The organism is Zobellella taiwanensis, assembly GCF_003012795.1.
GTDB lineage: Bacteria > Pseudomonadota > Gammaproteobacteria > Enterobacterales > Aeromonadaceae > Oceanimonas > Oceanimonas taiwanensis.
Genome location: NZ_PXYH01000015.1, coordinates 1 through 23,764, shown reverse-complemented (window position 1 = coordinate 23,764; position 23,764 = coordinate 1). Strand labels below are relative to the sequence as shown.

At 64.6% G+C, this 23,764-nt stretch carries 17 protein-coding genes; 6 read left to right on the top strand and 11 right to left on the bottom strand.

What is annotated here, in order from left to right:
* Nucleotides 1-87: 87 nt before the first annotated feature.
* The 3 genes from radD (at nt 88) to C7I36_RS11400 (ending at nt 4,933) form a co-directional block, all read left to right on the top strand.
* Nucleotides 88-1,833 carry a DNA repair helicase RadD gene (radD, locus tag C7I36_RS11410; protein ID WP_106453835.1) on the top strand — a complete coding sequence of 582 codons (1,746 nt, stop codon included), beginning with the start codon at nt 88-90 and terminating at the stop codon, nt 1,831-1,833.
* Between the two features lie 93 nt (nt 1,834-1,926).
* Nucleotides 1,927-3,372 (top strand): D-alanyl-D-alanine carboxypeptidase/D-alanyl-D-alanine endopeptidase, encoded by a 1,446-nt coding sequence (gene dacB, locus C7I36_RS11405; protein WP_106453834.1) that lies wholly within the window; start codon nt 1,927-1,929, stop codon nt 3,370-3,372.
* Between the two features lie 346 nt (nt 3,373-3,718).
* Entirely contained in the window at nt 3,719-4,933 is a 1,215-nt protein-coding gene (locus C7I36_RS11400; protein ID WP_106453833.1) for a pyridoxal phosphate-dependent aminotransferase, read from the top strand.
* 46 nt (nt 4,934-4,979) lie between these two features.
* On the opposite strand, the gene cls is transcribed toward C7I36_RS11400, so the two are convergent.
* Complete coding sequence (gene cls / locus C7I36_RS11395; protein WP_106453832.1) at nt 4,980-6,437, bottom strand: cardiolipin synthase; 1,458 nt, start codon at nt 6,435-6,437, stop codon at nt 4,980-4,982.
* A gap of 56 nt (nt 6,438-6,493) precedes the next feature.
* On the opposite strand from cls, the gene C7I36_RS11390 reads away from it, so the two are divergent.
* On the top strand, nt 6,494-7,039 hold the full coding sequence (locus C7I36_RS11390; protein WP_106453831.1) for a YceB family lipoprotein: 546 nt from the start codon (nt 6,494-6,496) through the stop codon (nt 7,037-7,039).
* Nucleotides 7,040-7,045: 6 nt separating this feature from the next.
* Here C7I36_RS11390 and C7I36_RS11385 read toward each other — a convergent pair whose 3' ends face one another.
* Together C7I36_RS11385 and purL are read right to left on the bottom strand one after the other, a co-directional pair.
* Nucleotides 7,046-8,794, bottom strand: coding sequence for a putative bifunctional diguanylate cyclase/phosphodiesterase (locus C7I36_RS11385; RefSeq protein ID WP_106453830.1), 1,749 nt, complete (start codon nt 8,792-8,794; stop codon nt 7,046-7,048).
* A gap of 171 nt (nt 8,795-8,965) precedes the next feature.
* Nucleotides 8,966-12,856 (bottom strand): phosphoribosylformylglycinamidine synthase, encoded by a 3,891-nt coding sequence (gene purL / locus C7I36_RS11380; protein ID WP_106453829.1) that lies wholly within the window; start codon nt 12,854-12,856, stop codon nt 8,966-8,968.
* 194 nt (nt 12,857-13,050) lie between these two features.
* Between purL and mltF the strand changes: the two genes are divergently transcribed.
* Together mltF and C7I36_RS17440 are read left to right on the top strand one after the other, a co-directional pair.
* Nucleotides 13,051-14,466, top strand: coding sequence for a membrane-bound lytic murein transglycosylase MltF (gene mltF, locus C7I36_RS11375; protein WP_245880100.1), 1,416 nt, complete (start codon nt 13,051-13,053; stop codon nt 14,464-14,466).
* A gap of 95 nt (nt 14,467-14,561) precedes the next feature.
* A complete protein-coding gene (locus tag C7I36_RS17440; protein ID WP_181256355.1) occupies nt 14,562-14,705 on the top strand; it encodes a hypothetical protein in 144 nt (47 codons plus the stop codon).
* Between the two features lie 76 nt (nt 14,706-14,781).
* Here the strand turns inward: C7I36_RS17440 and der are convergent, their stop codons facing one another.
* From der to rlmN, 8 genes are all read right to left on the bottom strand, one after another.
* On the bottom strand, nt 14,782-16,281 hold the full coding sequence (gene der, locus C7I36_RS11370) for a ribosome biogenesis GTPase Der (RefSeq protein ID WP_106453828.1): 1,500 nt from the start codon (nt 16,279-16,281) through the stop codon (nt 14,782-14,784).
* Between the two features lie 76 nt (nt 16,282-16,357).
* Nucleotides 16,358-17,527: an outer membrane protein assembly factor BamB gene (gene bamB / locus C7I36_RS11365; protein WP_106453827.1), complete on the bottom strand. Its 1,170-nt coding sequence runs from the start codon at nt 17,525-17,527 to the stop codon at nt 16,358-16,360.
* Nucleotides 17,527-18,174 carry a YfgM family protein gene (locus C7I36_RS11360; protein WP_106453826.1) on the bottom strand — a complete coding sequence of 216 codons (648 nt, stop codon included), beginning with the start codon at nt 18,172-18,174 and terminating at the stop codon, nt 17,527-17,529. The genes bamB and C7I36_RS11360 overlap by 1 nt, the downstream gene beginning before the upstream one ends.
* Entirely contained in the window at nt 18,175-19,452 is a 1,278-nt protein-coding gene (gene hisS / locus C7I36_RS11355; protein WP_106453888.1) for a histidine--tRNA ligase, read from the bottom strand. It abuts the gene before it with no gap.
* Between the two features lie 38 nt (nt 19,453-19,490).
* On the bottom strand, nt 19,491-20,609 hold the full coding sequence (gene ispG, locus C7I36_RS11350) for a flavodoxin-dependent (E)-4-hydroxy-3-methylbut-2-enyl-diphosphate synthase (protein ID WP_106453825.1): 1,119 nt from the start codon (nt 20,607-20,609) through the stop codon (nt 19,491-19,493).
* Nucleotides 20,610-20,631: 22 nt separating this feature from the next.
* The gene (gene rodZ / locus C7I36_RS11345) at nt 20,632-21,621 is read right to left on the bottom strand and encodes a cytoskeleton protein RodZ (protein WP_106453824.1); all 990 of its coding nucleotides are present in this window, start codon (nt 21,619-21,621) and stop codon (nt 20,632-20,634) included.
* Nucleotides 21,611-22,390 carry a type IV pilus biogenesis/stability protein PilW gene (pilW, locus tag C7I36_RS11340; RefSeq protein WP_106453823.1) on the bottom strand — a complete coding sequence of 260 codons (780 nt, stop codon included), beginning with the start codon at nt 22,388-22,390 and terminating at the stop codon, nt 21,611-21,613. Before pilW ends, rodZ begins: the two co-directional genes overlap by 11 nt.
* Nucleotides 22,391-22,415: 25 nt before the next feature.
* On the bottom strand, nt 22,416-23,534 hold the full coding sequence (rlmN, locus tag C7I36_RS11335; RefSeq protein WP_106453822.1) for a dual-specificity RNA methyltransferase RlmN: 1,119 nt from the start codon (nt 23,532-23,534) through the stop codon (nt 22,416-22,418).
* Nucleotides 23,535-23,764 lie beyond the last annotated feature (230 nt).

Here is a 23,764-nt window from a genome sequence, read left to right as displayed (position 1 = left end):
GTCGGCGCAGGCAACCCTGCTGGTGCTTCGCATTGCGGAGGTAACAGTCGACGTGTGGATTTCGGGCTTCGAGCTTTGGTGAGAACAATGTTTACATTACGTCCCTATCAGCAGGAGGCGGTGGATCGCACTCTTGATTATTTCCGCCGCCACAGCGAGCCGGGACTTTTGGTGTTGCCCACCGGCGCCGGCAAGAGCCTGGTGATCGCCGAGCTGGCCCGCCTGGCCCGGGGCCGGGTGCTGGTGCTGGCCCATGTCAAGGAGCTGGTGGAGCAGAACCACGCCAAGTACAGCGCCTACGGCCGGGAGGCGGCCATCTTCTCCGCCGGCCTGGGCCAAAAGCAGGCCCATACCCAGGTGGTGTTCGGCTCGGTGCAGTCGGTGGCGCGCAACCTGGACGCCTTTTCCGGCTTCAGCCTGGTGGTGATCGACGAGTGCCACCGGGTGTCGGACAACGATGACAGCCAGTACCTGCAGGTGGTCAACCACCTGCGTCGGGACAATCCCAGGCTCAAGGTGCTGGGGCTCACCGCCACTCCCTACCGTCTGGGGCTGGGCTGGATCTACCAGAGCCACCACCACGGCATGGTGCGCAGCCGTGCGCCGCGCTTTTTCAAACACTGCCTGTTCGAGCTGCCGCTGCGGCTGATGATCAAGCAAGGCTACCTGTGCCCGCCGCAACTGGTGGACGCCCCCGTAGTGCACTACGACTTTTCCCGGCTGTATGAACAGGGGCTGTTCAGCGAGCAGGCGCTGGATCGGGAACTGGCCCGCCAGCCCCGGGTCACCCCCCACATAGTGGCGCAAATCCAGGACTACGCCGAGTCCCGGCAAGGGGTGATGATCTTCGCCGCCACCGTGCGCCACGCCGCCGAGGTGGCCGGCCTGTTGCCGCCCGGGCAGACCGCGCTGATCACCGGCGAGACCCCCGGCCCGGAGCGGGACGCCATCATCCGTCGCTTCAAGGCCCGGGAGCTGAAGTTCCTGGTCAATGTGGCGGTGCTCACCACCGGCTTCGACGCCCCCCATGTGGATCTGATCGCCATGCTGCGCCCCACCCAGTCGGTGGCCCTGTACCAGCAGATAGTGGGCCGGGGCCTGCGCCTCAGCCCCGGTAAAACCGACTGCCTGGTGCTGGATTACGCGGGCAACAACATGGACCTCTTCGCCCCCGAAGTGGGCGAGCCCAGGCCCCATCCGGACAGCACCCAGGTGCAGGTGCCCTGCCCCGCCTGCGGTTTCGCCAATATCTTCTGGGGCAAGACCGACGCCGAGGGCCGGGTACTGGAGCACTTCGGCCGCCGCTGCCAGGGCCTGTTCGAAGACGACGAGGGCCAGCGGGAGGAATGCGGCTACCGTTTTCGCTTCAAGTCCTGCCCCCAGTGCCTGGCGGAAAACGACATCGCCGCCCGCCAGTGCCACGACTGCGGCCAGTTGCTGGTGGATCCGGACAAGCAGCTGAAGGAAGCCCTGGCGCTGAAGGACGCCCTGGTGCTGCGCTGCGCCGGCATGACGCTGGCGGCGGAGCAGGGCAAGTTCGGCCCGGCGCTCAAGGTGACCTATCACGACGAGGACGGCACCGAGCTGGTGCAATGGTATGGCTTCGACGCCAAGGGGCCCAAGGGCCGCTTTTTCCGGGACTTCGTGGCTCCCCACTGGCCCGCCCCGGGCCTGGAGCCGGATTTCGCCGGCCTGGCCGAGGTGGAAGCCGCCGCCGAGCGCTTTCGCCACCCGGACTTCGTCATCGCCCGCAAGCACAAACGGGGCTGGCAGGTGAAGGAGAAGATCTTCGACTACCAGGGCCGCTACCGGCGCGCCCACGAATTGGGGTAAGGATTGGGGATTGGGGATTGGGGATTGGGGATTGGCCCATTATCCTGATCGAACTCAGAACAAACACATCCGACAGACAAGAAGAGCGCGCTGATGACAAGAAAAGCATTCACCGGTCTGACCATGCTACTGGTCCTGGCCTTCGGCAGCCGGGCGGCCACGCCGCCGGAGCATGGCCAAGCCGCCTGGCTGCTGGCCGACCTCGGCAGCGGCCGTATCGAGCAGAGCCACAACCCCGAGCTGCTGCTCAAGCCCGCCTCCACCCAGAAGCTGCTCACCAGCCTGGCGGGCGCCCTGGCCCTGGGGCCCGACTGGCGCTATGAAACCCGGCTGCGCTACCGGGGCCAGCTCGAAAACGGCCTGCTGGTAGGGGATCTGCTGATCGACTTTGTCGGCGATCCCAGCCTTACCCGGGAGCAGCTGCGGGATCTGCTGGCCGGCAGCGGCATCCGCCGCATCAGCGGCAACCTGCTGCTCAACCAGTCCCGTTTCGGCGGCTACGACAGGGGCAACGGCTGGTCCTGGAACGACCTCGGGGTCTGCTACACGGCACCGCCGGCGGCGCTGATCCTGGACAGGAACTGCGTGCAGGGCGCCCTCTACGCCCGCCTCGGCCAGCCGGCCCGCGCTACGGTGCCGGCGCACCAGCCGGTGTCGGTCAGCGCCGAGGTGGAGGTGCTGGGTGAGGCCGAGCGCCGGGCCCGCTTCTGCGAGCTGGAGGTGGAGATGAGCCCGCCCAACCGTTATCACCTCAGCGGTTGCACGGGGCCACGCCAGGAGCCCTGGCCGCTGCGCTTCGCCATCCAGGATCTGGACGCCTGGGGCCAGGCCCTCAGCCGCTGGGCCCTGGGCCAGGCCGGCATCGCGCTTTCCGGCGAGATCCACGCCAGCCGCCAGCAAGCCGCCGACTGGCCGGTGCTCGCCAGCCACGCCTCGCCGCCCCTGCGGGAACTGGTGCAGCGCATCCTGATCCACTCCGACAACCTCCATGCCGACAGCCTGCTGCGCACCCTGGGCGCCGAGCGCTTCGGCCAGCCCGGCAGCTTTCGCAACGGCAGCCAGGCGGTGCGCGACATCCTGCTCGAGCAGGCCGGTATCGATTTGGGTCCTGCCTGGCTGGCGGACGGCTCCGGCCTGTCGGCCCACAACCTGCTGCGCGCCGCGGATCTGCTGGCGGTGCTGCAGACCATGGCCGCCCGGCCCGAGCTCGGCTGGCTGGTGGACGCCCTGCCGGTGAGCGGCGAAAGCGGCACCCTCCAGTACCGTAACAGCGTACTCCAGCCGCCGCTCAAGGGACGGGTGCGGGCCAAGACCGGCACCATAGCCCATGTGCAGAACCTGGCCGGCTTTATCGACACCGACGGCGGCCGCAAGGCCTTTGTGCTGCTGCAAAACGGCCTGTCCATCAGTCCCGAACAGCAGCAGCAACTGGCCCGGGGCGAGGGGGAATGGCCGGCCCGGGCCTTCGAGCGGCAGTGGCTGGAGGATGCCCTGAACCAGGACCTCATAGGCCGTACCAATCAATCAACAATGGATTAACGATTTATTCCCGGGCCTGTCCGCCTTTATACTGGTCCCATTCAGCGCCGGAGCCGGTTTTCGCTCCGGCCCTGGTCCCTTCACTGCACTACCTTTCGGCGGCCTCCGGGCCGCCTTTTTATTGCGCCGCCCTCAACAACATCGCCAAATCCCCATTTCCCGGATTTTTTTCGTCAAAAGCCCTCTTTTACCCCTTTTCATCCGGGTGCCAAAGCTCCATCATGGGCGCCATCACTTGTTTGTACTGCCCATCCCGGACACGCCTTTACCGAAGCCCGCGCCTCATGCCGGCCTCTCCTGTCCGTGGTTTTCCTGGCAGTTGCATAATCCGAGGCCCTTGATACCCATGTATTCCGTAGAGAAATCCCACAAGCTGGACAACGTCTGTTACGACATCCGCGGTCCCGTCCACAAGGAGGCCCGCCGCCTGGAAGACGAGGGCCACCGTATCCTCAAGCTCAATATCGGCAATCCGGCGCCCTTCGGCTTCGAGGCCCCGGAGGAGCTGCTCAAGGACGCCATCCTCAACCTGCCCACCAGCCAGGGCTACTGCGACTCCAAGGGACTGTTCTCGGCGCGCAAGGCGGTGATGCAGTACTACCAGCAAAAGGGGCTGCGCACCACCGACCTCGACGATATCTACATCGGCAACGGCGTTTCCGAGCTGATTGTGATGGCGATGCAAGCCCTGCTCAACAACGGCGACGAAATCCTGGTGCCCGCTCCCGACTATCCCCTGTGGACCGCCGCCGTTACCCTGTCCGGCGGTAAGGCGGTGCACTATATGTGCGACGAGGGCGCTGACTGGTATCCAGATCTGGACGACATCAGGGCCAAGATCAGCCCCCGTACCAAGGGCATAGTGCTGATCAACCCCAACAACCCCACCGGCGCCGTCTACGGCAGCGAATTTTTGCTGGAGGTGGTGGAAATTGCCCGCCAGAACAAGCTGATTATTTTCGCCGACGAAATCTACGACAAAATTCTTTACGACGACGTGGCCCACCACTCGGTGTGCACCCTGTGTGACGACGTGCTGGTGGCCACCTTCAACGGCCTGTCCAAGAGCTATCGCGCCGCCGGTTTCCGCCAGGGCTGGATGATGCTGAGCGGCCCCAAACACCAGGCCCGGGATTATATCGAGGGGCTGGAAATGCTCTCTTCCATGCGGCTGTGCGCCAACGTGCCCATGCAGCACTGCATTCAGGCGGCGCTGGGCGGCTACCAGAGCATCAACGAGCTGGTGCTACCCGGCGGCCGGCTGCGCCAGCAGCGGGACAAGGCCTGGGAGCTGCTCAACCAGATCCCCGGGGTGTCCTGCGTCAAGCCCAAGGGCGCCATCTACCTGTTTCCCAGGCTGGATCCCAAGGTGTACGACATCAGGGACGATCAGAAGATGGTGTACGACCTGCTGCTGCAGGAAAAACTGCTGATCGTGCAGGGCACCGGCTTCAACTGGCCCAAGCCCGACCACTTCCGCCTGGTCACCCTGCCGCGGGTGGACGATATCGAGGACGCCGTCAGCCGTATTGCCCGCTTCCTCAAGCATTACCAGCAGTAAAGCGGTGACTCGGGATCAGGGACTAGGGATCCCCAGTCCCCAGTATTTATAGCAGCGGGCTCATCAGGTAGAAGAGGTTCTCCGCCACCCGCTTGCGCAGGGGGCGCTGGCGCCATTCCAGCCAGGACAGGGGCTTGGCATCGCTCAGGTACTCGTCCGCCAGTTGCAGCAACTCGCCCATGGCCTGGCCATCGTCCACCAGCAGCGTCATCTCGAAGTTCAGCCACAGGCTGCGCTTGTCCAGGTTGACCGTGCCCACCAGGGCGAACTGGTGATCCACCAGCACGCACTTGGTATGCAGCAGGCCGGCGGCGTACAGATGGATCTCCACCCCGGCGTGCAGCAGCTCGTCGAAAAAGGCGTTGCAGGCGTGGTTGACCATGCGCGAGTCGTTTTTGGCCGGCAGCACCAGTTGCACCTCCACGCCCCGGTCGGCGGCGGAACACAGGGCCGCCACCAGGGGATCGTCCGGCACAAAGTAGGGCGTGATCAGCACCAGCCGGCGCCGGGCCTGGTAGACGGCGGTGAGCAGGCTCTGGGCAATGGCGTCTCCGCCCATAAAGGGGCCCGAAGGCAGCAGTTGCAGCTTGAGCTGATTGTCCAGGCAACTGATGGGATGGTATTCCAGTTGCTCCAGCAACCGTTCGCCGGTTTCCATTTCCCAGTCCCACACGAACAGGGACCAGATAATGGGCACTATGGGGCCGCGGATGCGCAGCATGATGTCCACCCACTGGCCCACACCGGCATCCTGCTTGAAGCAGGCAGGGTCCACCAGGTTCATGGAGCCGGTGTAGGCGACGTCGTCGTCGATCACCACCAGCTTGCGGTGCATGCGCAGATCCTGACGCTCAAACAACACCCGCAGGGCGCCCACCGGCAGCACCTCGACCACCTTGACCCCCGCCTCCCGCATCCGCTTGGGCCAGCGGCTGCGAAAGAAATCGGCGCTGCCGACCGAATCCAGCAGCAGCCGGCAGTCCACTCCGCGCCGGGCGGCATCCATCAGGGCGTAGGCCACCTCGTCGGCCTGCCCGCCCGGATGCCAGATGTAGAACTCCAGGTAGCAGGAACTGCGCGCCGCGGCAATATCCCGGCGCAGGGCCTGCAGTATCTCGTCCGGACGCTGCAGCAGGGTCATGCCGTTGCCGCTCAGCATGGGCATGTTGAGCCGGGCCTTGACCAGCTCGTAAATGGGCCGAGCCGGATCGCTCACCTCGAACTGCTGTCCCGGGAAGCGGGATACCAGCACATTGATCCAGTCGGCATGGGGCCGGTACATGGACTTGGCGCGCTCTGCCCGCTTGCGGCCCAGGCGAACCTCGCCAAACAGTATATAGGCCGCCACCCCGAGGATGGGGATGGCATAGATGAGGGCCAGCCAGGCCAGGGAGACCCCCACCGCCCGGCGCTTCATGATCACCCTGAAGGTCACCCCCAGCACCAGGCTGGTGTGGGCGACAAACAGCAGCCATCCTATTACCGTATAGATATAATCGCTCAAAAACGCCTAGCTCCTCTCAAACAGGACAGGCAATCCCAGGACATGGACACAGGCCTATGATTATTATACTTTTTTTATTTCTCATTGGGATAAGCAATCTGGCAGGAGCGCAAACCCTGACGATCACCGAGCAACAGCTCAACAGCGAGCTCGAACGCCAGCTCGGGCGGGAGTTTCCGCTGACCCTGGGCGACTGGCTGGCGGCGGGAATACGACTTGAGGATCTCCGGGTGGAACTCGGCCGCCAGGAGGCCGACAAGGCCAGAGTCACCGGCCGGGGCATTATTTCCGTCAGCCAGGGAGAGCGGCGCTTTACCTGGGATCTGAACGGCGATTTTAGCGCCCGCCCCCGCTACGACAGCGAGCAGGGCGCCCTTTACCTGGACGAGTTCGAGCTGCTCAGCTACCGACTCAACGACGACGGCGGCCTGCCCCAGGCGGGCTTTATGCTGCCCATGCTGCTGCAGGGCGTGGCCGGCTATCTGTCTCAGTATCCGGTATATGTGCTCGATGCCCGGGATCCCCTGCAACAACAGTTGCGGGGGCAGATCCTGGGGCTGGAAATCGACCCGGGCCGGCTCAGGCTGCACGGTCTGGACTAGCGCCGCTCAAGCCAGGGCGGCCGGCTCCTGCCAAAAGCGCTCCAGCTGCGCCGGGCTCATCGGCGAGGCCAGCAGTTGGCCCTGTACCGAGCCGCAACCATGGCGGCGCAAAAACTCCATCTGCTCGGCGGTTTCCACCCCGCAGGCCACCACTTCCAGCCCCAGGCTCTGGGCCAGCAGCAGCAGTGCCCGGATCACCGACTGGTCGACAGGGTCGAAATGGCTCGACAGCAGGCTGCGATCCAGCTTGATGCCGTCGATGGGCAGTTGGCGCAGCTTGCTGAAACTGAGCCGGCCGTCGCCCACGTTGTCCAGGTAGATGGCCATGCCGGCGCGACGAAAGGCGGCCAGCACCCCCAGCAACGACTCGCTGCGCCGCATGATGAAGTCGCTGCGCAGCTCGACCATGATGCTGTCGGGGCTGACGCCCTCTCCGCCCAGCAGCTCCAGCAGCCGCTCCGCCTTGTGCTGCTCCAGCTCCAGCCCGCTCAGGTTGACGCTGACCGGCCCGCGCCAGCCGCCCCCCTCTCGCCAGCACCGTTGCTGGCCGGCCACCCGGGTAAACACCCACTCCGCCAGCCGGCACAGCAGGCCGGCATCCTTGGCGGCCGGCAGAAACTGCTCGGGATAGAGGGTGCCAAGCTCGGGGTGGCGCCAGCGCAACAGGGCCTCCAGGCTCAGCAGACGCTGGGAATGAAGCGCCGTCCTCGGCTGGTACTCGAGAAACAGCTGATCCTCCTCCAGCGCCCGCCGAAATTCCCCCGCCAGCCGGTGTTGCCGCTCCAGCCGGGCGAACTGGGCACTGTCGAACAGGCACACCTTGGCGCTGCTGAAGGTCTTGGCCTCGTACATGGCGCTGTCGGCATAGCGCAGCAGGGTTTCTATCTCAACCCCGTGCTCGGGATAGAGGCTGACGCCGATGCTGGCGCCAACGCAGAGTTCGTACTCGCCCACCAGCACCGGGGCCTCCAACTGGTCGAGCAACTGCTCGGCCTTGGCCAGCAGTTCCTGCTCCTTCAGCGGGCCGCGCCAGATCATCACGAATTCGTCGCCGCCGATGCGGGCCACCAGCTCGTTGGCATCCACCAGCGCCAGCAGCCGGCCGGCCAGGGCCTTGAGCACCTGGTCGCCGACCCCGTGGCCGAAGCTGTCGTTGATCGGCTTGAAGCGGTCGAGATCGATAAACAGCAACGCCAGTTGCTCCCCGTCTTCCAGCGCCAGGCGCACCTTGGCAAACCAGCTCAGCAGAAAGCCCCGGTTGGCGGTGCCGGTGAGGGCATCGTGGTGGGCCAGATAGCTGAGCCTTTCTTCCGATTGCTTGAGCCGGCTGATGTCGTCGAGGATGCCGATGATATGGGTGACCCGGCCGCGGTCGTCGCGGATCAGGTGCAGCATCAGCCAATGGGTGGCCAGCCGGCCTTGACGGGTATGGTGCTGCACTTCTCCCTGCCAGTAGCCCGCCTGCTGCAGCCGGTGCCAGATCTGGCGGTAGTAGCGACGCTCGTGCAGATCTTCATTGATATTGGTGATATGGCAGCCGTGAATGGCATCCGCATCCAGTTCGCTGAGCCGGCAAAAGGCCGGGTTGACGCCCACGACCCGGCCTCGGGCATCCATCACCACTATGCCTTCCCGGGTATGTTGCATGATCTGCCGGGCCAGGGCGATGGAGCTGCTGGCCAGCTCGCGCAGGCCAGCCTCGCTGGCCAGGTGCAGATCGGCCGAGCTCGCCCATAACAAATCGCTTTCGTCCATGTCCGTGCTCTATGGTTGAGTTGAGGAGGAAGCTGTTTCCGTTACCCGCTTGTTGGAAGTCCGGCGTCGTCAGGCCTGGTTATTTTTCGGGCAGCTCCATCATATAGACTCAAACGAAAAATAAAAAGCCCGCATTGCTGCGGGCTTGAAACAGAGGTTCCGGACTGGGATCTAGCCCAGATTTTTCCGCGCGTTGCGGAAGATGCGCATCCAGCCGCCGTCCTCGCCCCAGGTGTCCGGGTGCCAGGAGTTGGCCACGGTGCGGAACACCCGCTCCGGGTGCGGCATCATGATGGTGACCCGGCCGTCTTCGCTGGACAGGCCGGTGATGCCGTTGGCGGAGCCGTTGGGGTTGAACGGATAGCGCTCGGTCGCCTGGCCATGGTGGTCCACATAGCGCAGCGCCACGGTACCGCTTGCCTCTATAGCCGCAATATCGGCACGCAGCGGCTGGACCCGGCCCTCGCCGTGGGATACGGCGATGGGCAGGCGCGAGCCGGCCATGCCGGACAGGAACAGGCTGGGCGACTCCTGTACTTCCACCAGGCTGAAGCGGGCTTCGAAGCGCTCGGAGGTATTGCGCACAAAGTCCGGCCAGTGGGCCGCACCGGGGATCAGATCCCGCAGCTGGGACAGCATCTGGCAGCCGTTGCACACGCCGAGGGCGAAGCTGTCGTCGCGCTGAAAGAAGGCCTCGAACTGGGCGCGCAGCGCCTCGTTGAACAGAATGCTCTTGGCCCAGCCGCCGCCGGCGCCGAGCACGTCACCGTAGGAGAAGCCGCCACAGGCCACCAGGCCGGCGAACTCGTCCAGCCGGTGGCGGCCGCTCTGCAGATCGCTCATGTGCACATCGATGGCGCTGAAGCCGGCCCGATCGAAGGCGGCCGCCATTTCCAGATGGGAGTTGACCCCCTGCTCGCGCAGTATGGCCATCTTGGGATGCACACCCTTGGCGATAAAGGGCGCGGCGATGTCTTCCTTGGGATCGAAACTGAGCGACACCGACAAACCGGGGTTGTCGGCCTCCAGCTTGGCGTCGAACTCGGAGCGGGCACAGTCGGGGTTGTCGCGCAGGGCCTGCATGCGGTAGCTGGTCTCGGACCAGAGCCGGCGCAGCGCAGTGCGTGACTCGGCGTAAATTTCTTCGCCGTTTGCCAGCAGCCGCAGGGTGTCGTCCTGGTTGGGCGCGCCAATGACATGGGTGCAGGCGGCCAGGCCGTGGCCGGCCAGGCAGGTGAGCACCGCTTCCTTGTCGTCGCGACGCACCTGCAGCACGGCGCCCAGCTCTTCGTTGAACAGGGCGGCCAGGTGATCGGCGCCGAGCAGATCCAGCTCGACATCGAGGCCAGTATTGCCGGCAAAGGCCATTTCCGCCAGGGTCACCAACAGGCCGCCGTCGCCCTTGTCATGGTAGGCCAGCAGTTTCTGCTCGGCCAGCAGCGCCTGGATGGCGTAGAAAAAGCCCTTGAGCTGCTCGGGGTTGTCCAGGTCGGCGGGCTTGTCGCCCAGCTGGCGGTAAACCTGGGCCAGGGCGGAGGCGCCCAGGCGGTTCTTGCCGTTGCCCAGATCCACATAAACGAGATCGGTCTCGCCCTGCTCGGTACGCAGCCAGGGGGTGACGGTGGCCCGCACGTCGTTGACCCGGGCAAAGGCGGAAATCACCAGCGACATCGGTGCGGTGACCGCCTTGTCCTCGCCGTCCTGCTGCCAGCGGGTTTTCATGGACATGGAGTCCTTGCCCACCGGTATGGTCAGGCCCAGCACCGGGCACAGTTCCTCGCCCACCGCCTTGACGGCCTCATACAGGCCGGCGTCCTCGCCCGGGTGACCGGCGGCGGACATCCAGTTGGCGGACAGCTTGATGCGCTTGAGATCGCCGATATCGGTGGCGGCAATGTTGGTGATGGCTTCGGCCACCGCCAGCCGCGCGGAGGCGGCGAAGTCGAGCAGCGCCACCGGGGCGCGCTCGCCCATGGACATGGCCTCGCCGGCATAGGTGTCGTAGGCAGCGGCGGTGACGGCGCAGTCGGCCACCGGCACCTGCCAGGGGCCCACCATCTGATCCCGGGCCACCAGGCCGGTGACGGTGCGGTCACCGATGGTGATCAGGAAGCCCTTGTCGGCCACGGTGGGCAGGGTCAGCACCCGTTCCACGGCGTCCTTGAGGTTGATGCCGTGCACATCCAGCGCCGGGCTCTGGTGGGTACGGCTTGCCACGTCCCGCTGCATCTTGGGTGGTTTGCCCAGCAGCACTTCCAGCGGCATGTCGATGGGCTGGTTGTCGAAGTGGCTGTCGTGCAGGCCGAGGTGCGGCTCGGCGGTGGCCTCGCCGATCACCGCGAAGGGCGCGCGCTCCCGGCGGCAGATGGCCTCGAACTCGGCCAGGCGGTCGGCGGCCACCGACAGCACATAACGCTCCTGGGATTCGTTGCACCAGATCTGCAGCGGGCTCATGCCCGGCTCGTCGTTGGGAATATCACGCAGGTTGAAACGGCCGCCGCGGCCGCCGTCGTTGACCAGCTCCGGCATGGCGTTGGACAGGCCGCCCGCGCCCACGTCGTGGATAAACTGGATGGGGTTGGCGTCACCCAGGGCCCAGCAACGGTCGATCACTTCCTGACAGCGGCGCTCCATCTCGGGGTTGTCCCGCTGCACCGAGGCAAAATCCAGATCCTCGCTGGACTGGCCAGAAGCCATGCTGGAAGCGGCACCGCCGCCCAGGCCGATGTTCATGGCCGGGCCACCCAGCACCACCAGCCTGGCGCCGACGGTGATCTCACCCTTCTGCACGTGCTCGGCGCGGATATTGCCGAGGCCGCCGGCGATCATGATCGGCTTGTGGTAGCCGCGCACTTCCTCGCCATTGAAGCTGGAGACCTGCTCCTCGTAGGTACGGAAGTAGCCGAGCAGGGCCGGACGGCCGAATTCGTTGTTGAAGGCCGCACCGCCCAGGGGGCCGTCGATCATGATGTCGAGGGCGCTGACGATGCGCTCGGGCTTGCCGAAGTCCTGCTCCCAGGGCCGCGGGTAGCCGGGAATCTTCAGGTTGGATACGCTAAAGCCCACCAGGCCCGCCTTGGGCTTGGAACCCCGGCCGGTGGCGCCCTCGTCGCGGATTTCGCCGCCGGAGCCGGTGGCGGCGCCCGGATAGGGAGAGATGGCGGTGGGGTGGTTGTGGGTTTCCACCTTCATCAGGATATGGATGTCTTCCTGGTGATAGCGGTACTCGCCCGACTCGGGGCTGGGGAAAAAGCGGCCCGCCGGCGAACCGGCCATGACGGCGGCGTTGTCCTTGTAGGCGGACAGCACATGGTCGGGCACCTGCTCGAAGGTGTTCTTGATCATCTTGAACAGGGACTTGGGCTGCTCGACGCCGTCTATGGTCCAGTCGGCGTTGAAAATCTTGTGCCGGCAGTGCTCGGAGTTGGCCTGGGCGAACATGTAGAGTTCGATGTCGTTGGGATTACGCCCCAGCTTGCTGAAACCCTCGTACAGGTAGTCGATTTCGTCTTCCGCCAGGGCCAGGCCCATGCGCAGGTTGGCCTCGGCCAGGGCTTCGCGGCCGCCGGTGAGGATATCGACCGAGGTCAGCGGCGCCGGCTCGGCCTGGGCAAACAGGCAGTCGGCGGCGTCCAGGCTGTCGAGGGTCACCTCGGTCATGCGGTCGTGCAACAGGCTCTTGATGGCCTTTAACTCAACGGCGGTAGGTTCACGCTCGAAACTAAGGTAATAGGCGATACCGCGCTCGATGCGCCTGACCTGGGCCAGGCCGCAGTTGCGGGCGATGTCGGTGGCCTTACTGGACCAGGGGGAAAGGGTACCGGGCCTGGGAGTGACCAGCACCAGCAGGCTGCCGGCGGCCGGGGTAATGCCCTGGGCGGGGCTGTCGAGCAAGCGGCTCAGGGTTTGTCGGGTGTCGGCCTCGAGGTTGGCGTTCAACGCGACAAAGTGCACATACTCGGTGTCCAGTCCCGCCAGCGGCAGTTCCTGCTCCTGGGCGCGGCGGATGATCGCCTGGGTTCTGAAACCGGATAAGGCCGGCGAGCCTCTCAGTATTTCCATAGTGGCTGATTCTCAAAGCGTGAGTGAATGGGGGGTTGAGAAATTGGCGGTATTATAGGTTTACACCCCTGCCCTGTCGACGCCGATTTCCGGCGCGAGCTACTGGTCTGTCCGGCGCGAATAGGCGCAATTACCTGACGAATGAGTCGACTTCTGCTATAAAATGCCGGTCGTACAACCAGAGGAACCGACCCTTGCGCCGTATTCTTTTGCTCTCCCGAACCACCCTGCTGCTGGGCCTGATGACCCTGGCCGGCTGCGATGCCAAGCCCCAGGCCAGGAGCCAGCAGGCCCAGATCCAAGCCAGGGGCGAGCTCAGGGTCGGAACCCTCTATCATCCGCTCTACTATTTCCTGCGCGACGACCAACAGGAAGGACTGGATTACGAGCTGGCGTTGTCTTTTGCCGATGACCTCGGCGTCGCGCTGCGCATGGTACCCGCCTACAGCCTGGACGATCTCTTCGCCCTGCTCGACGCGGGCAAGGTCGACATGCTGGCCGCCGGCCTCACCAGTACCCCCCTGCGTCGCCAGCAATATCGCTTCGGGCCCAGTCTGTACGAAGTGGCCCAGACCCTGGTCTACCGCAAGGGCGAGCCCCGCCCCCAGGGACCGGAGCAGATAGCGGGCGACATCCGGGTGCTGGCCGGCTCCAGCCAGGCCGAATGGCTGCATGCCCTGCAGCAGGAACTGCCCGAGCTGCGCTGGGAAACCCGCCGCGACGCCGACGCGGAGGACCTGTTGCGCCAGGTCGCCGAGGGCCGCGCCGACCATACCTTGGTGGAGGACACCCTTCTGGCCCGCACCCAGCGTTATTACCCCAACGTGGAGGCCGCGTTCAGCCTGAGCGATCCCCAGCCGGTGGCCTGGGTTATTGACCGGCGCGACGACGACAGCCTGCTGGCCCGGATGCTGACCTTCTTCGGCGAACAGCAAAAACTCGGCACCCTGGCTCGGCTCAACGAAAAATACTTCGGCCATATCCAGGACTTCGATTATGTGGACACCCGCACCTTCCTGCGCCGGGCGGAAGACCTGCTGCCCCGCTACCAGCCCCTGTTCGAACGTTATGCCGGCGAGCTGGACTGGCGCCTGCTGGCGGCGGTGAGTTACCAGGAATCCCACTGGGATCCCCAGGCCCGCTCCTACACCGGCGTCAGGGGCATGATGATGCTGACCGAGGACACCGCCAGGCAGGTGGGGGTGGAAGATCGTCTGGATCCGGAACAGAGCATCCGCGGCGGCGCCCATTACCTGGCCTCGCTCATCGAGCGTCTGCCCGACAGCATTCCCGAGGATGAACGGGTCTGGTTCGCCCTGGCGGCCTACAACCTGGGCCTGGGCCACCTGCTGGACGTGCGCCGGCTGACCCGGCTGCGGGATCAGGATCCGGATTCCTGGGCGGCGGTGAAGGAAAACCTGCCCCTGCTGCACCAGCCCCAGTGGCACAGCCAGACCCGCTATGGCTATGCCCGCGGCCGGGAAGCCCAGAAGTTTGTCAATAATGTGCGCCAGTACTACCAGAGCCTGCTGTGGCTGAACAATCCGACCACGGATCCGGGGCTGGCCACCGCCCAGCGTGAGAGCCCGCCGACAGTTCCGCCACTTTAACCGCAATGTCACTTTACTCGCGCAGGGCAAACTGTTATTACCTGAAGCAATGCAACATCGTGTTGCCGAACGAGTTTTGTGAAGGGGAATCCACCATGTTGAAACGCAGACGCGCCTTGCTGCGACAGCGCAAGCCGGCCGGCTGGTCGCCGCGCCGCAAAATCATGATGCAGGATCTGCGGCGCAAGATTTTGCGCCGCAACAGCGCCTATTTTCTGACCCAGCCCACCACCGAATAACCGCCGGGGACCCTGGCGGCTTCCATGCTCAGTCCTTGCCATCAAAGAAAACGCCGGCACTGCCGGCGTTTGGGTATCATTTTTTCTTGATGAACTTCATCAATCGCTTGCGCTTGCGCAACTGGGTTGCCGTCAGCTTGTTCTTGAGGCCGGCGTAGGGGTTGTCCCCTTCCTGGAACTCCACCCGGATGGGCGTGCCCATGATCTGCAGGGAGCGGCGGAAGTAGTTGATAAGATAGCGTTTGTAGGAGTCCGGCAGATCCTTGACCTGGTTGCCGTGCACTATGATGCGCGGCGGGTTGTAGCCACCGGCGTGGGCGTACTTGAGCTTGACCCGGCGGCCGCGCACCAGGGGCGGCTGATGGTCGTCCTGGGCCATCTGCATGATGCGTGTCAGCATGGAGGTGTTCACCCGGCGGGTGGCGGACTCGTAGGCCTCGACCACAGAGCCGAACAGGTTGCCCACGCCGCTGCCGTGCAGGGCCGAAATAAAATGCAGGCGGGCGAAGTCGATAAACCCTAAGCGCCGGTCCAGCTCGCGCTTGATGTCGTCCTTCACATCCTGGCTGAGGCCGTCCCACTTGTTGACCGCCAGCACTATGCTGCGCCCGGCGTTGAGCACGAAGCCGAGCAGGCTGAGATCCTGATCGGAAATGCCTTCCCGGGCATCCAGTACCAGCAGTACCACATTGGCGTCCTCGATGGCCTGCAGGGTCTTGATCACCGAAAATTTTTCTACCGTCTCATGGACCTTGCCGCGCCGGCGCACCCCGGCGGTATCGATCAGGATAAAGTCCCGCTCGTCCCGCTGCATGGGGATATAGACCGAGTCCCGGGTGGTGCCGGGCATGTCGTATACCACCACCCGCTCCTCGCCGAGGATGCGGTTGGTAAGGGTGGACTTGCCCACATTGGGGCGGCCGACAATGGCCAGCTTGATCGGCAAATCCTCGAAGGGGGTGGCTTCTTCCTCCTCCAGCTCGTCAAGGGCTTCCATCGCCTCGGCCAGATCCTGCTCGTCGAACTCCAGCTCCTCGCCGTCATCCTCCTCGGCCTCCACCGCTTCCCGTTCCGCCGCCAGGGCTTCCAGCTGGGGCGCCAGGGCGGTTTCCAGCAGGCTCAGCACGCCGCGGCCGTGGGCGGCGGCGATCTGGTAAATGTCCCCCAGGCCCAGCAGGTAGAACTCGCTTACCGCCGAGTCGGCGTCGATGCCGTCGGTCTTGTTGGCCACCAGCAGGGTCTTCTTCTGACAGCGGCGCAGGTGGTTGGCGATGGCTTCGTCCGCCACGGTCAGGCCGGCCCGGGCATCCACCATAAACAGCACCACGTCCGCCTCGTCGATGGCGGCCAGGGACTGTTCGGCCATCTTAAGCTCAATACCTTCCTCGGTCCCGTCGATACCACCGGTGTCGACCACGATAAATTCCAGCTCGCCCACCTTGGCCTGGCCGTATTTGCGGTCCCGGGTCAGGCCGGGAAAGTCCGCCACCAGGGCATCCCGGGTCCGGGTCAGTCGGTTGAAAAGGGTGGATTTGCCCACGTTGGGGCGGCCTACCAGGGCCACTACTGGCATCATACTTCGCTTCTCCAGAAAACAATAACGGCCCCTGACGCGGGATCAGGAGCCGGTGGTGCCGTTATCCACGCCGGGATCAAGGCTGGCCGATGGCCACCAGATCGCCGCTGCGGCTTTGCACGTATAGGGTGTCGCCGGCCGCCAGGGGCGCGGCATACAGGCCGGCGCTGTCGATGCGCTGCAATGAGCGTATCTCGCCACTCTGGCGATCGAGCCAGTAGAGGTAGCCTTCGCCATCGCCCACCACCAGGTAGTCGCCGAACACGGCGGGTGCGGTCAACCGGCGGTTTTCCAGCTCGGTGTTGGACCACACTTCGCTGCCGCTGCGGGCCTCCACCGCGAACAAATGGCCGCGGCTGTCGCTGATATAAAGCAGCCGACCGTCGGTGCTCAGATCACGCGAACCCTGGTACTGGCGCTTCCACAGTTCCTGGCCGGAAATCAGCTGATGCGCGGTCAGCTGGCCATTATAGGCGATAGCAAACAGGATATCGCCCAGAATCACCGGCCGGGCCGCCACGTCCACCATCCGCTCCAGCTCGGTGGCGCCGCGGGGACTGGCGATACGGGTATCGCGCACCGGCTGGCCGTTGGCCAGCAGGGCTATCCCCAAACGACCGTCCGCCCGGCCATAGAGCACGGCGCCGCCGGCGGTAACCGGAGTGGACATGCTACGCAGGGTCAGGCTGGGCTGCTCGTTGCGCAGCAGCCACTGCTGTTCGCCACTGGTGGAGTCGAGCGCCACCAGGTTGCCGGCGCTGGTGTGCACCACCACCTTGCCTTCGTCCACCGCCGGCGCGGCCAACACCTCGCCGGGTACGTCCCGGGTCCACAACAGTTCGCCGTCGGCCTGGGACACGGCGTAGACGATGCCGTTCTCGGAGCCGAAATAGAGATTGCCGTAAGCGGCGGTCAGGCCGCCGGAAATGCGGGGGCTGCGCTGGTTTTCGTTGATCTCGAGCTTGTCCAGCCGGGTCCGCCACAGGCGCTCGCCGCTTGCCCGGTCATAGGCCGCCAGCACCCCGTCGCGGGAAGCGGCGAACAGACGGGCGCCATCGACTGCGGGGCGCAGCTGGGAGTAGTAGCTGCCGACGCCGTCGCCAACCGAGGCAGACCAGAGCACCCGGGTCTCAAAGGCATTGTCTATCTCGGGCAGGGGGTTGGCGGGAGCCACCGGCTCCTGGCTCGAGCAGGCGGCCAGGCCAAGCCCCAGCAGCAGGGGCAGAATGCGGGTTAATGGGGTCATTATGCCTCCTCGTCCACGAGTTCGGCGGAAACCGCCAGGTGATCGAGCTTGAGCTGCAGCCCGGGATTACCGTTCAGGCCGCCGGCATCGCGCGCCGCCCCATAGGCTTCACGGGCGGCGTCGAGCTGGCCGCGGGCCAGGTAGAGGTCTCCCTGAACTTCACTGCGCAGGGCGGCGAAGGCTTCGCCTTCCACCTGATTGAGCCGCTCCTGGGCGGCATCGAATTGCTCCTGTGCCAGCAGTACCCGGGCCAGGCGCAGACGGACGGTATTGGCCAGGGCTGCATCCTCAGTGCCGGCCAGGGCCAGCTCCAGCTGCTCGCGGGCCAGTGCCAGGTTGCCGGCTTCCACCGCCTGGGCCGCCAGCAACAGGGCTGCCAGCCCGCCGTAGCTGTTGCCCTGGTTGTCGCGCACAAAGGTGGCGGTGGCCTCGAATGCCGCGCTGCCCTCGCTGGCCAGCCGCTGGCTGACCTGCTCGAAGGCCTCGGCGCCGGCGGCGCGGGTTTCCAACTGATGGCTCTGGTAATAACGCCAGCCGAACAGACCGCCCAGACCGATGACCGAGCCCAGGATGATGGCCTTGCCGTATTCTTTCCACCACCGTTTCAGGGCATCCAGTTGCTGTTCTTCAGTGCTGTAAATGTCCACTCAGATCCCCTCTTGCTTGAGCTGTTCGATCAGTTCGTCCTGAGCCAGGGTCCGCTGTTCCCCCTGGCCGCGCAAATACTTCACCGTTACCTCACCACGGGCAATTTCCTCTTCCCCCAGAATGAGGGCGATGGCCGCCCCGCTCTTGTCGGCGCGCTTGAGTTGCTTTTTGAAATTGCCGCCGCCGCAGTGGCTCATCACCCGCAGGGCCGGCAACTGATCGCGCAGCCGTTCGGCCAGGGCAAAACCCGCCACCGTCGCACCCTCGCCCATCGCCGCTACATAAACCTCGGCCAGGGCCGGTTGCGGCTCCACCAGGCCCAGGGTATCCAGCAGCAATACCAGGCGCTCCATGCCCATGGCAAAACCCACCGCCGGGGTGGCCTGGCCACCCAGCTGCTCGACCAGGCCATCGTAGCGGCCGCCGCCGCAGACGGTGCCCTGCGCCCCCAGGCTGTCGGTGATCCACTCGAATACCGTGAGGTTGTAGTAATCCAGGCCGCGCACCAGACGCGGATTGAGTTCGAAGCGGATGCCGGCGGCAGTCAGCAGGGACTTGAGCCGCTCAAAGTGGGCCTGGGTGTCTGCGCCGAAGTAATCGGACAACACCGGCGCATCCGCCAGCAGGGCCTGTACCCCCGCATCCTTGCTGTCGAGCACCCGCAGCGGGTTGCTGTGCATGCGCCGGCGGCTGTCATCGTCGAGACGGTCTTCATGCTGCTGCAGAAAAGCGACCAGCGCCTGGCGGTATTGCGCCCGCTCTTCCGGCTGCCCCAGGCTGTTGAGCTGCAGGGTAAGGTGCTCGGCCACGCCCAGCACCTTCCACAGGCGGGCGGTGAGCATGATGAGCTCGGCGTCGATATCCGGGCCATTGAGGCCAAACACCTCGACCCCGAACTGGTGAAACTGGCGGTAACGGCCCTTTTGCGGCCGCTCGTAGCGGAACATGGGACCCAGGTACCACATGCGCCTTTCCTGGTTGTACAGCAGGCCGTGCTCAATGCCGGCACGCACGCAGCCGGCGGTGCCTTCCGGCCTCAGGGTCAGGCTGTCGCCGTTGCGATCGTCGAAGGTGTACATTTCCTTCTCGACCACATCGGTCACCTCGCCGATGGCGCGCTTGAACAGGCCGGTCACTTCCATCACCGGCATGCGGATTTCACTGTATCCGTAGCTGCTCATTAACTGGCGAAGCACCGCCTCTGCCTGTTGCCAGGCCGGGGTTTGTTCCGGCAGGCAGTCGTTCATGCCACGAATTGCTTGAATTGGTTTGGCCACGAAAAAGTCTCTGTGTTTGGGCAATGGGAAAATCGGACTCAGTCCCGGTCCTGTACCGGGATGCGGGCGGCGGGATCCAGCCGGGCCACCTTGGCGCGAATGCGCGCTTCCAGGGCATCCACCAGGGCGGTGTTGTCGAGCCGGTCGACCCGCTCGCCATTCTCGTAGAAGGCGCTCTTGCGCTGGGCACCGGCCAGCCCCAGGTCGGAGATCAGGGCCTCGCCGGGCCCATTGACCACGCAGCCGATAATGGAGACGTCCATCGGGGTGACGATGTCTTCCAGCCGGCTTTCCAGGGCATTGACGGTGCCGATGACATCGAACTCCTGACGGGAGCAGGACGGGCAGGCGATAAAATTGATGCCCCGGGCACGAATGCGCAGGGACTTGAGAATGTCGAAACCGACCTTGACCTCTTCCACCGGATCGGCGGCCAGGGAAATGCGCAGGGTGTCGCCGATGCCCTCGGCCAGCAGCATGCCCAGACCGATGGCGGACTTTACCGCGCCGCTGCGAAAGCCGCCGGCCTCGGTAATGCCCAGGTGCAGGGGCTGCTCAATCTGGCGGGCCAGCTCCCGGTAGGCGCCCACCGCCAGGAAGACGTCGGACGCCTTCACGCTCACCTTGAACTGATCGAAATTGAGCTTGTCGAGAATATCCACGTGGCGCAGGGCCGATTCCACCAGCGCCGCCGGCGTGGGCTCACCGTATTTTTCCTGCAGCTCACGCTCCAATGAGCCGCCGTTGACCCCGATACGGATGGGAATGCCCTTGTCCCGGGCGCAGTCTACTACCGCCCGCACACGGTCTTCCCGGCCGATGTTACCCGGGTTGATGCGCAGGCAATCGGCGCCGTATTCGGCCACCTGCAGGGCAATGCGGTAATCGAAATGGATGTCCGCCACCAGCGGCATGGTGGTGCCGGCACGAATGGCCCTGAAGGCTTCCGCCGCTTCCATGGTGGGCACCGAGATCCGCACTATGTCGGCACCGGCCTTCTCCACCGCCCGGATCTGGGCCAGGGTGGCTGCCACGTCCGTGGTCAGGGTGTTGGTCATGGTCTGCACGCTGATGGGGGCATCCCCCCCCACCAGCACGGAGCCGACACGAATTTGCTTGGACTTGCGGCGAATAATGGGAGATTCGTGTTGGGACATGGTTTGCTCTTGATTCATTGCGTCAGGATTGCGGAACGGTCAGGCGGGCCACCCGGCCGGCGCTGAAGGATGACAGGTCCACCGGCTGGCCGAGGTATTCCACGCTGGCCGCCCGGGGTGCGCCCAGTACCAGCCGGAATGGCGGTTCACCTTCGAGCACCAGGTTGTCTCGGGAGGTTTTGACCCCTTCCGACAGCACCCGGCCTTCGGCATCGGTGATTTGGATCCAGCAGTCGGCGCTGAAGCTCAGCACCAGGCGACGGGGATCGGCCGCCGGCACCGGGCTGGCGGCGGCACTGTCGGCGTCGACTACCGCCTGCGCCGGCTCGGCGGCGACCTCGGAAACCGGCTCGGCGGCGGAGACGGCCTCCGGCTGCTCATCCGCGACCGGCGTAGCGGTGACGCCAGGCTCGGCGGACGCCTGGGAGAGGGGTTCGGCCGGCATCTCGACCGGCTCGGACGGCACCATCAGCGGCGCAGGTGCCGTCTCTGCCTGTACCTCGGCCGGCGGCGTGGGAACCGCGTCCTGCTGCGAGATCACCGGTTCCAGGGTCCGCTCTACGTAGCTGGCACCGCTGTCCTGCCACCACCAGAACACCAGGGAGCCGACCAGCCCCAGCAGCACCAGCCAGCTGATGCGCTTGAGCCATTTGTCGTTGGCCTGCTGGCGAGTCTTGCGGGAAAAGCTCTGCATGGAGGTGGCGGCAGCGCTACGCACCTGTTCGATGCCGCTCATGCCGTCGAAGGCGGCCAGGGCCTGTTGCTCGTTCACACCCACGACCTTGGCGTAGGCCTTGACATAGCCCCGCAGGAAAGTGAGCGCCACCCCCGCCTTGTAATGATCGTCGTCGATGGACTCGATGACCGCCAGTCGCAGGTTGAGCCGGCGGGCCACTTCCGCCTGGCTCCACCCCCTGGCCTCCCGCGCCTGGCGCAACATGGCGCCGGGTCCTGCCGTAACGGGCACCGTGGTGTCAGCCTGGGGCTGCTGTTGCTGTTCGTTAGTAGTCATTTGTCAGGAATCGCCTGGCCTGTTCTGAATCCGGAAATAAACGCACCAGCTCGGCACCGGCCTGCTGGGCTTTCGCCACTTGTCCCTGTGCCTGTGCAGTGCGCACTGTCAGCCATAAACTCTGGGGGCTGGGTAAATGTTCTTGCCGGTAACGGTCAAGGAAAACGAGAGCGGCGGCGTTATCCCCCTGCTCCGCCAGCAGCTCGGCGCTGCCAAGCAGGGCGCGCGGTTTGGCCGGGCTGTATTCCAGTGCCCGGCGGAAATAATCGAGGGCTGCACCGGGCTGCCCGTTACCGATGGCGCAGAGGGCGGCATTTTCATAGGTGTCGGCCACCTGGACATAGCCAGGCACCGCCACCGCCTTCCTAAACATGACATCGGCTTCATCGAAACGTTCCCTGCCACAGAGAAAAGCCCCGTAATTGTTGAGTCCGTCCCCGTGTCGGGGAGCCAACTTCAATACCTGGCGGTAGCTCTGTTCGGCCTTGTCAAACTCGGAGACCGACTGGTAGAAATAAGCCTGCGCCAGGTGCACGTCCGGATTGCGCGGATCCTGGGACAGGGCACGGTCCAGGTTGAACTTGGCCTGCTCGGCGTCTCCCCGGCGCAGGTATTCCAGCCCCAGGTTCATCCGGGTCATGGCTGCCTGGGAGGGAGAGAACACCACGTCACGCGACTGGCGCCCTTCTGTCAGGTGAACGGTTTCACTGACGCATCCCCCCAGCAATCCCAGCAGCAGGGCCGCCGGCAACAATACGCGCTTTTGCATTCCTTTCACGCCAATGGGTTGATCCTTAAACCATTGTGACGGATATACTTTGCTCCTGCATCCGTTTTTTCAGGGTGCGCTTGGTCCGGTCGATGACATCGCCCACCAATTGACCACAGGCGGCGTCGATGTCGTCGCCCCGGGTCTTGCGGATGGTCACGGTATTGCCGTACTGCATCAGTACCTTGTTGAAACGGTCGATGCGGCTGTTGCTCGGCTTGCCGTAAGGGTTGCCCGGGAAGGGGTTGAAGGGGATCAGGTTGATCTTGCAGGGCAGGTCCTTCAACAGCTGGGCCAGTTCGTGGGCGTGCTGCATGTCGTCGTTGACGTGATCGAGCAGCACGTACTCTATGGTCACCTTGCCCTGGTTGGCATTGGACTTGGCGATATAGCGCCGGATGCTGTCCAGCAGGGTGGCGATGTCGTACTTGTCGTTGATCGGCATGATCTCGGAGCGCAGCTGGTCGTTGGGTGCGTGCAGGGAGACCGCCAGGGCCACGTCTATCATGTCGCCGAGTTTGTCCAGCGCCGGTACCACGCCGGAAGTGGACAGGGTCACCCGCCGCTTGGACAGGCCGAAACCGTAATCCTCCAGCATCAGCCGCATGGCCGGCACCACATTGCTGAGATTGAGCAGGGGCTCGCCCATGCCCATCATCACCACGTTGGTGATGGGACGGCGCCCGGTGTCCTTGCTGAATCCCACCCGGCTGGCAGCCCGCCATACCTGGCCGATGATTTCGGACACCTTGAGGTTGCGGTTGAAGCCCTGCTGGGCGGTAGAGCAGAACTTGCAGTCGAGGGCACAGCCCACCTGGGAAGAAACACACAGGGTGGCCCTGTCACCATCGGGGATATAGACGGTTTCGACTTCCTGATCGCCCACCGTCATGGCCCACTTGATGGTGCCGTCGCTGGACTTTTGCTCCACGCTGATCTCGGGCGCGCGGATTTCGGCGCGCTCCTGCAGTTTGCCGCGCAGTACCTTGTTGATATTGGTCATCTGCTCGAAGTCGTCGCAACCGAAGTGATAGATCCATTTCATCACCTGATCGGCACGAAACGGTTTTTCGCCCAGTTCATTGAAGAACTCGCGCATGCCGTCACGATCCAGATCCAGCAGGTTTATTTTTGTCTCACTCATCGGTTGCCTCTCGCGTTTTGACCAGAGCCCACAGGGCGCGAAATTGTACAGAGTTTAGCATCCGGTTGCCAGCGCTACCGCCCCGGCGGCCGGACCGGCCGGCCATATCGAGTAGGGTGAGGCGTTACCGCCTCATCCCTCTCACAGAACCGTACATACGGGCCACGTATACGGCTCATGCCATTAACTTACCCCGAACTCGGGGACAGTGATGCCGGTTTTGACCTTCG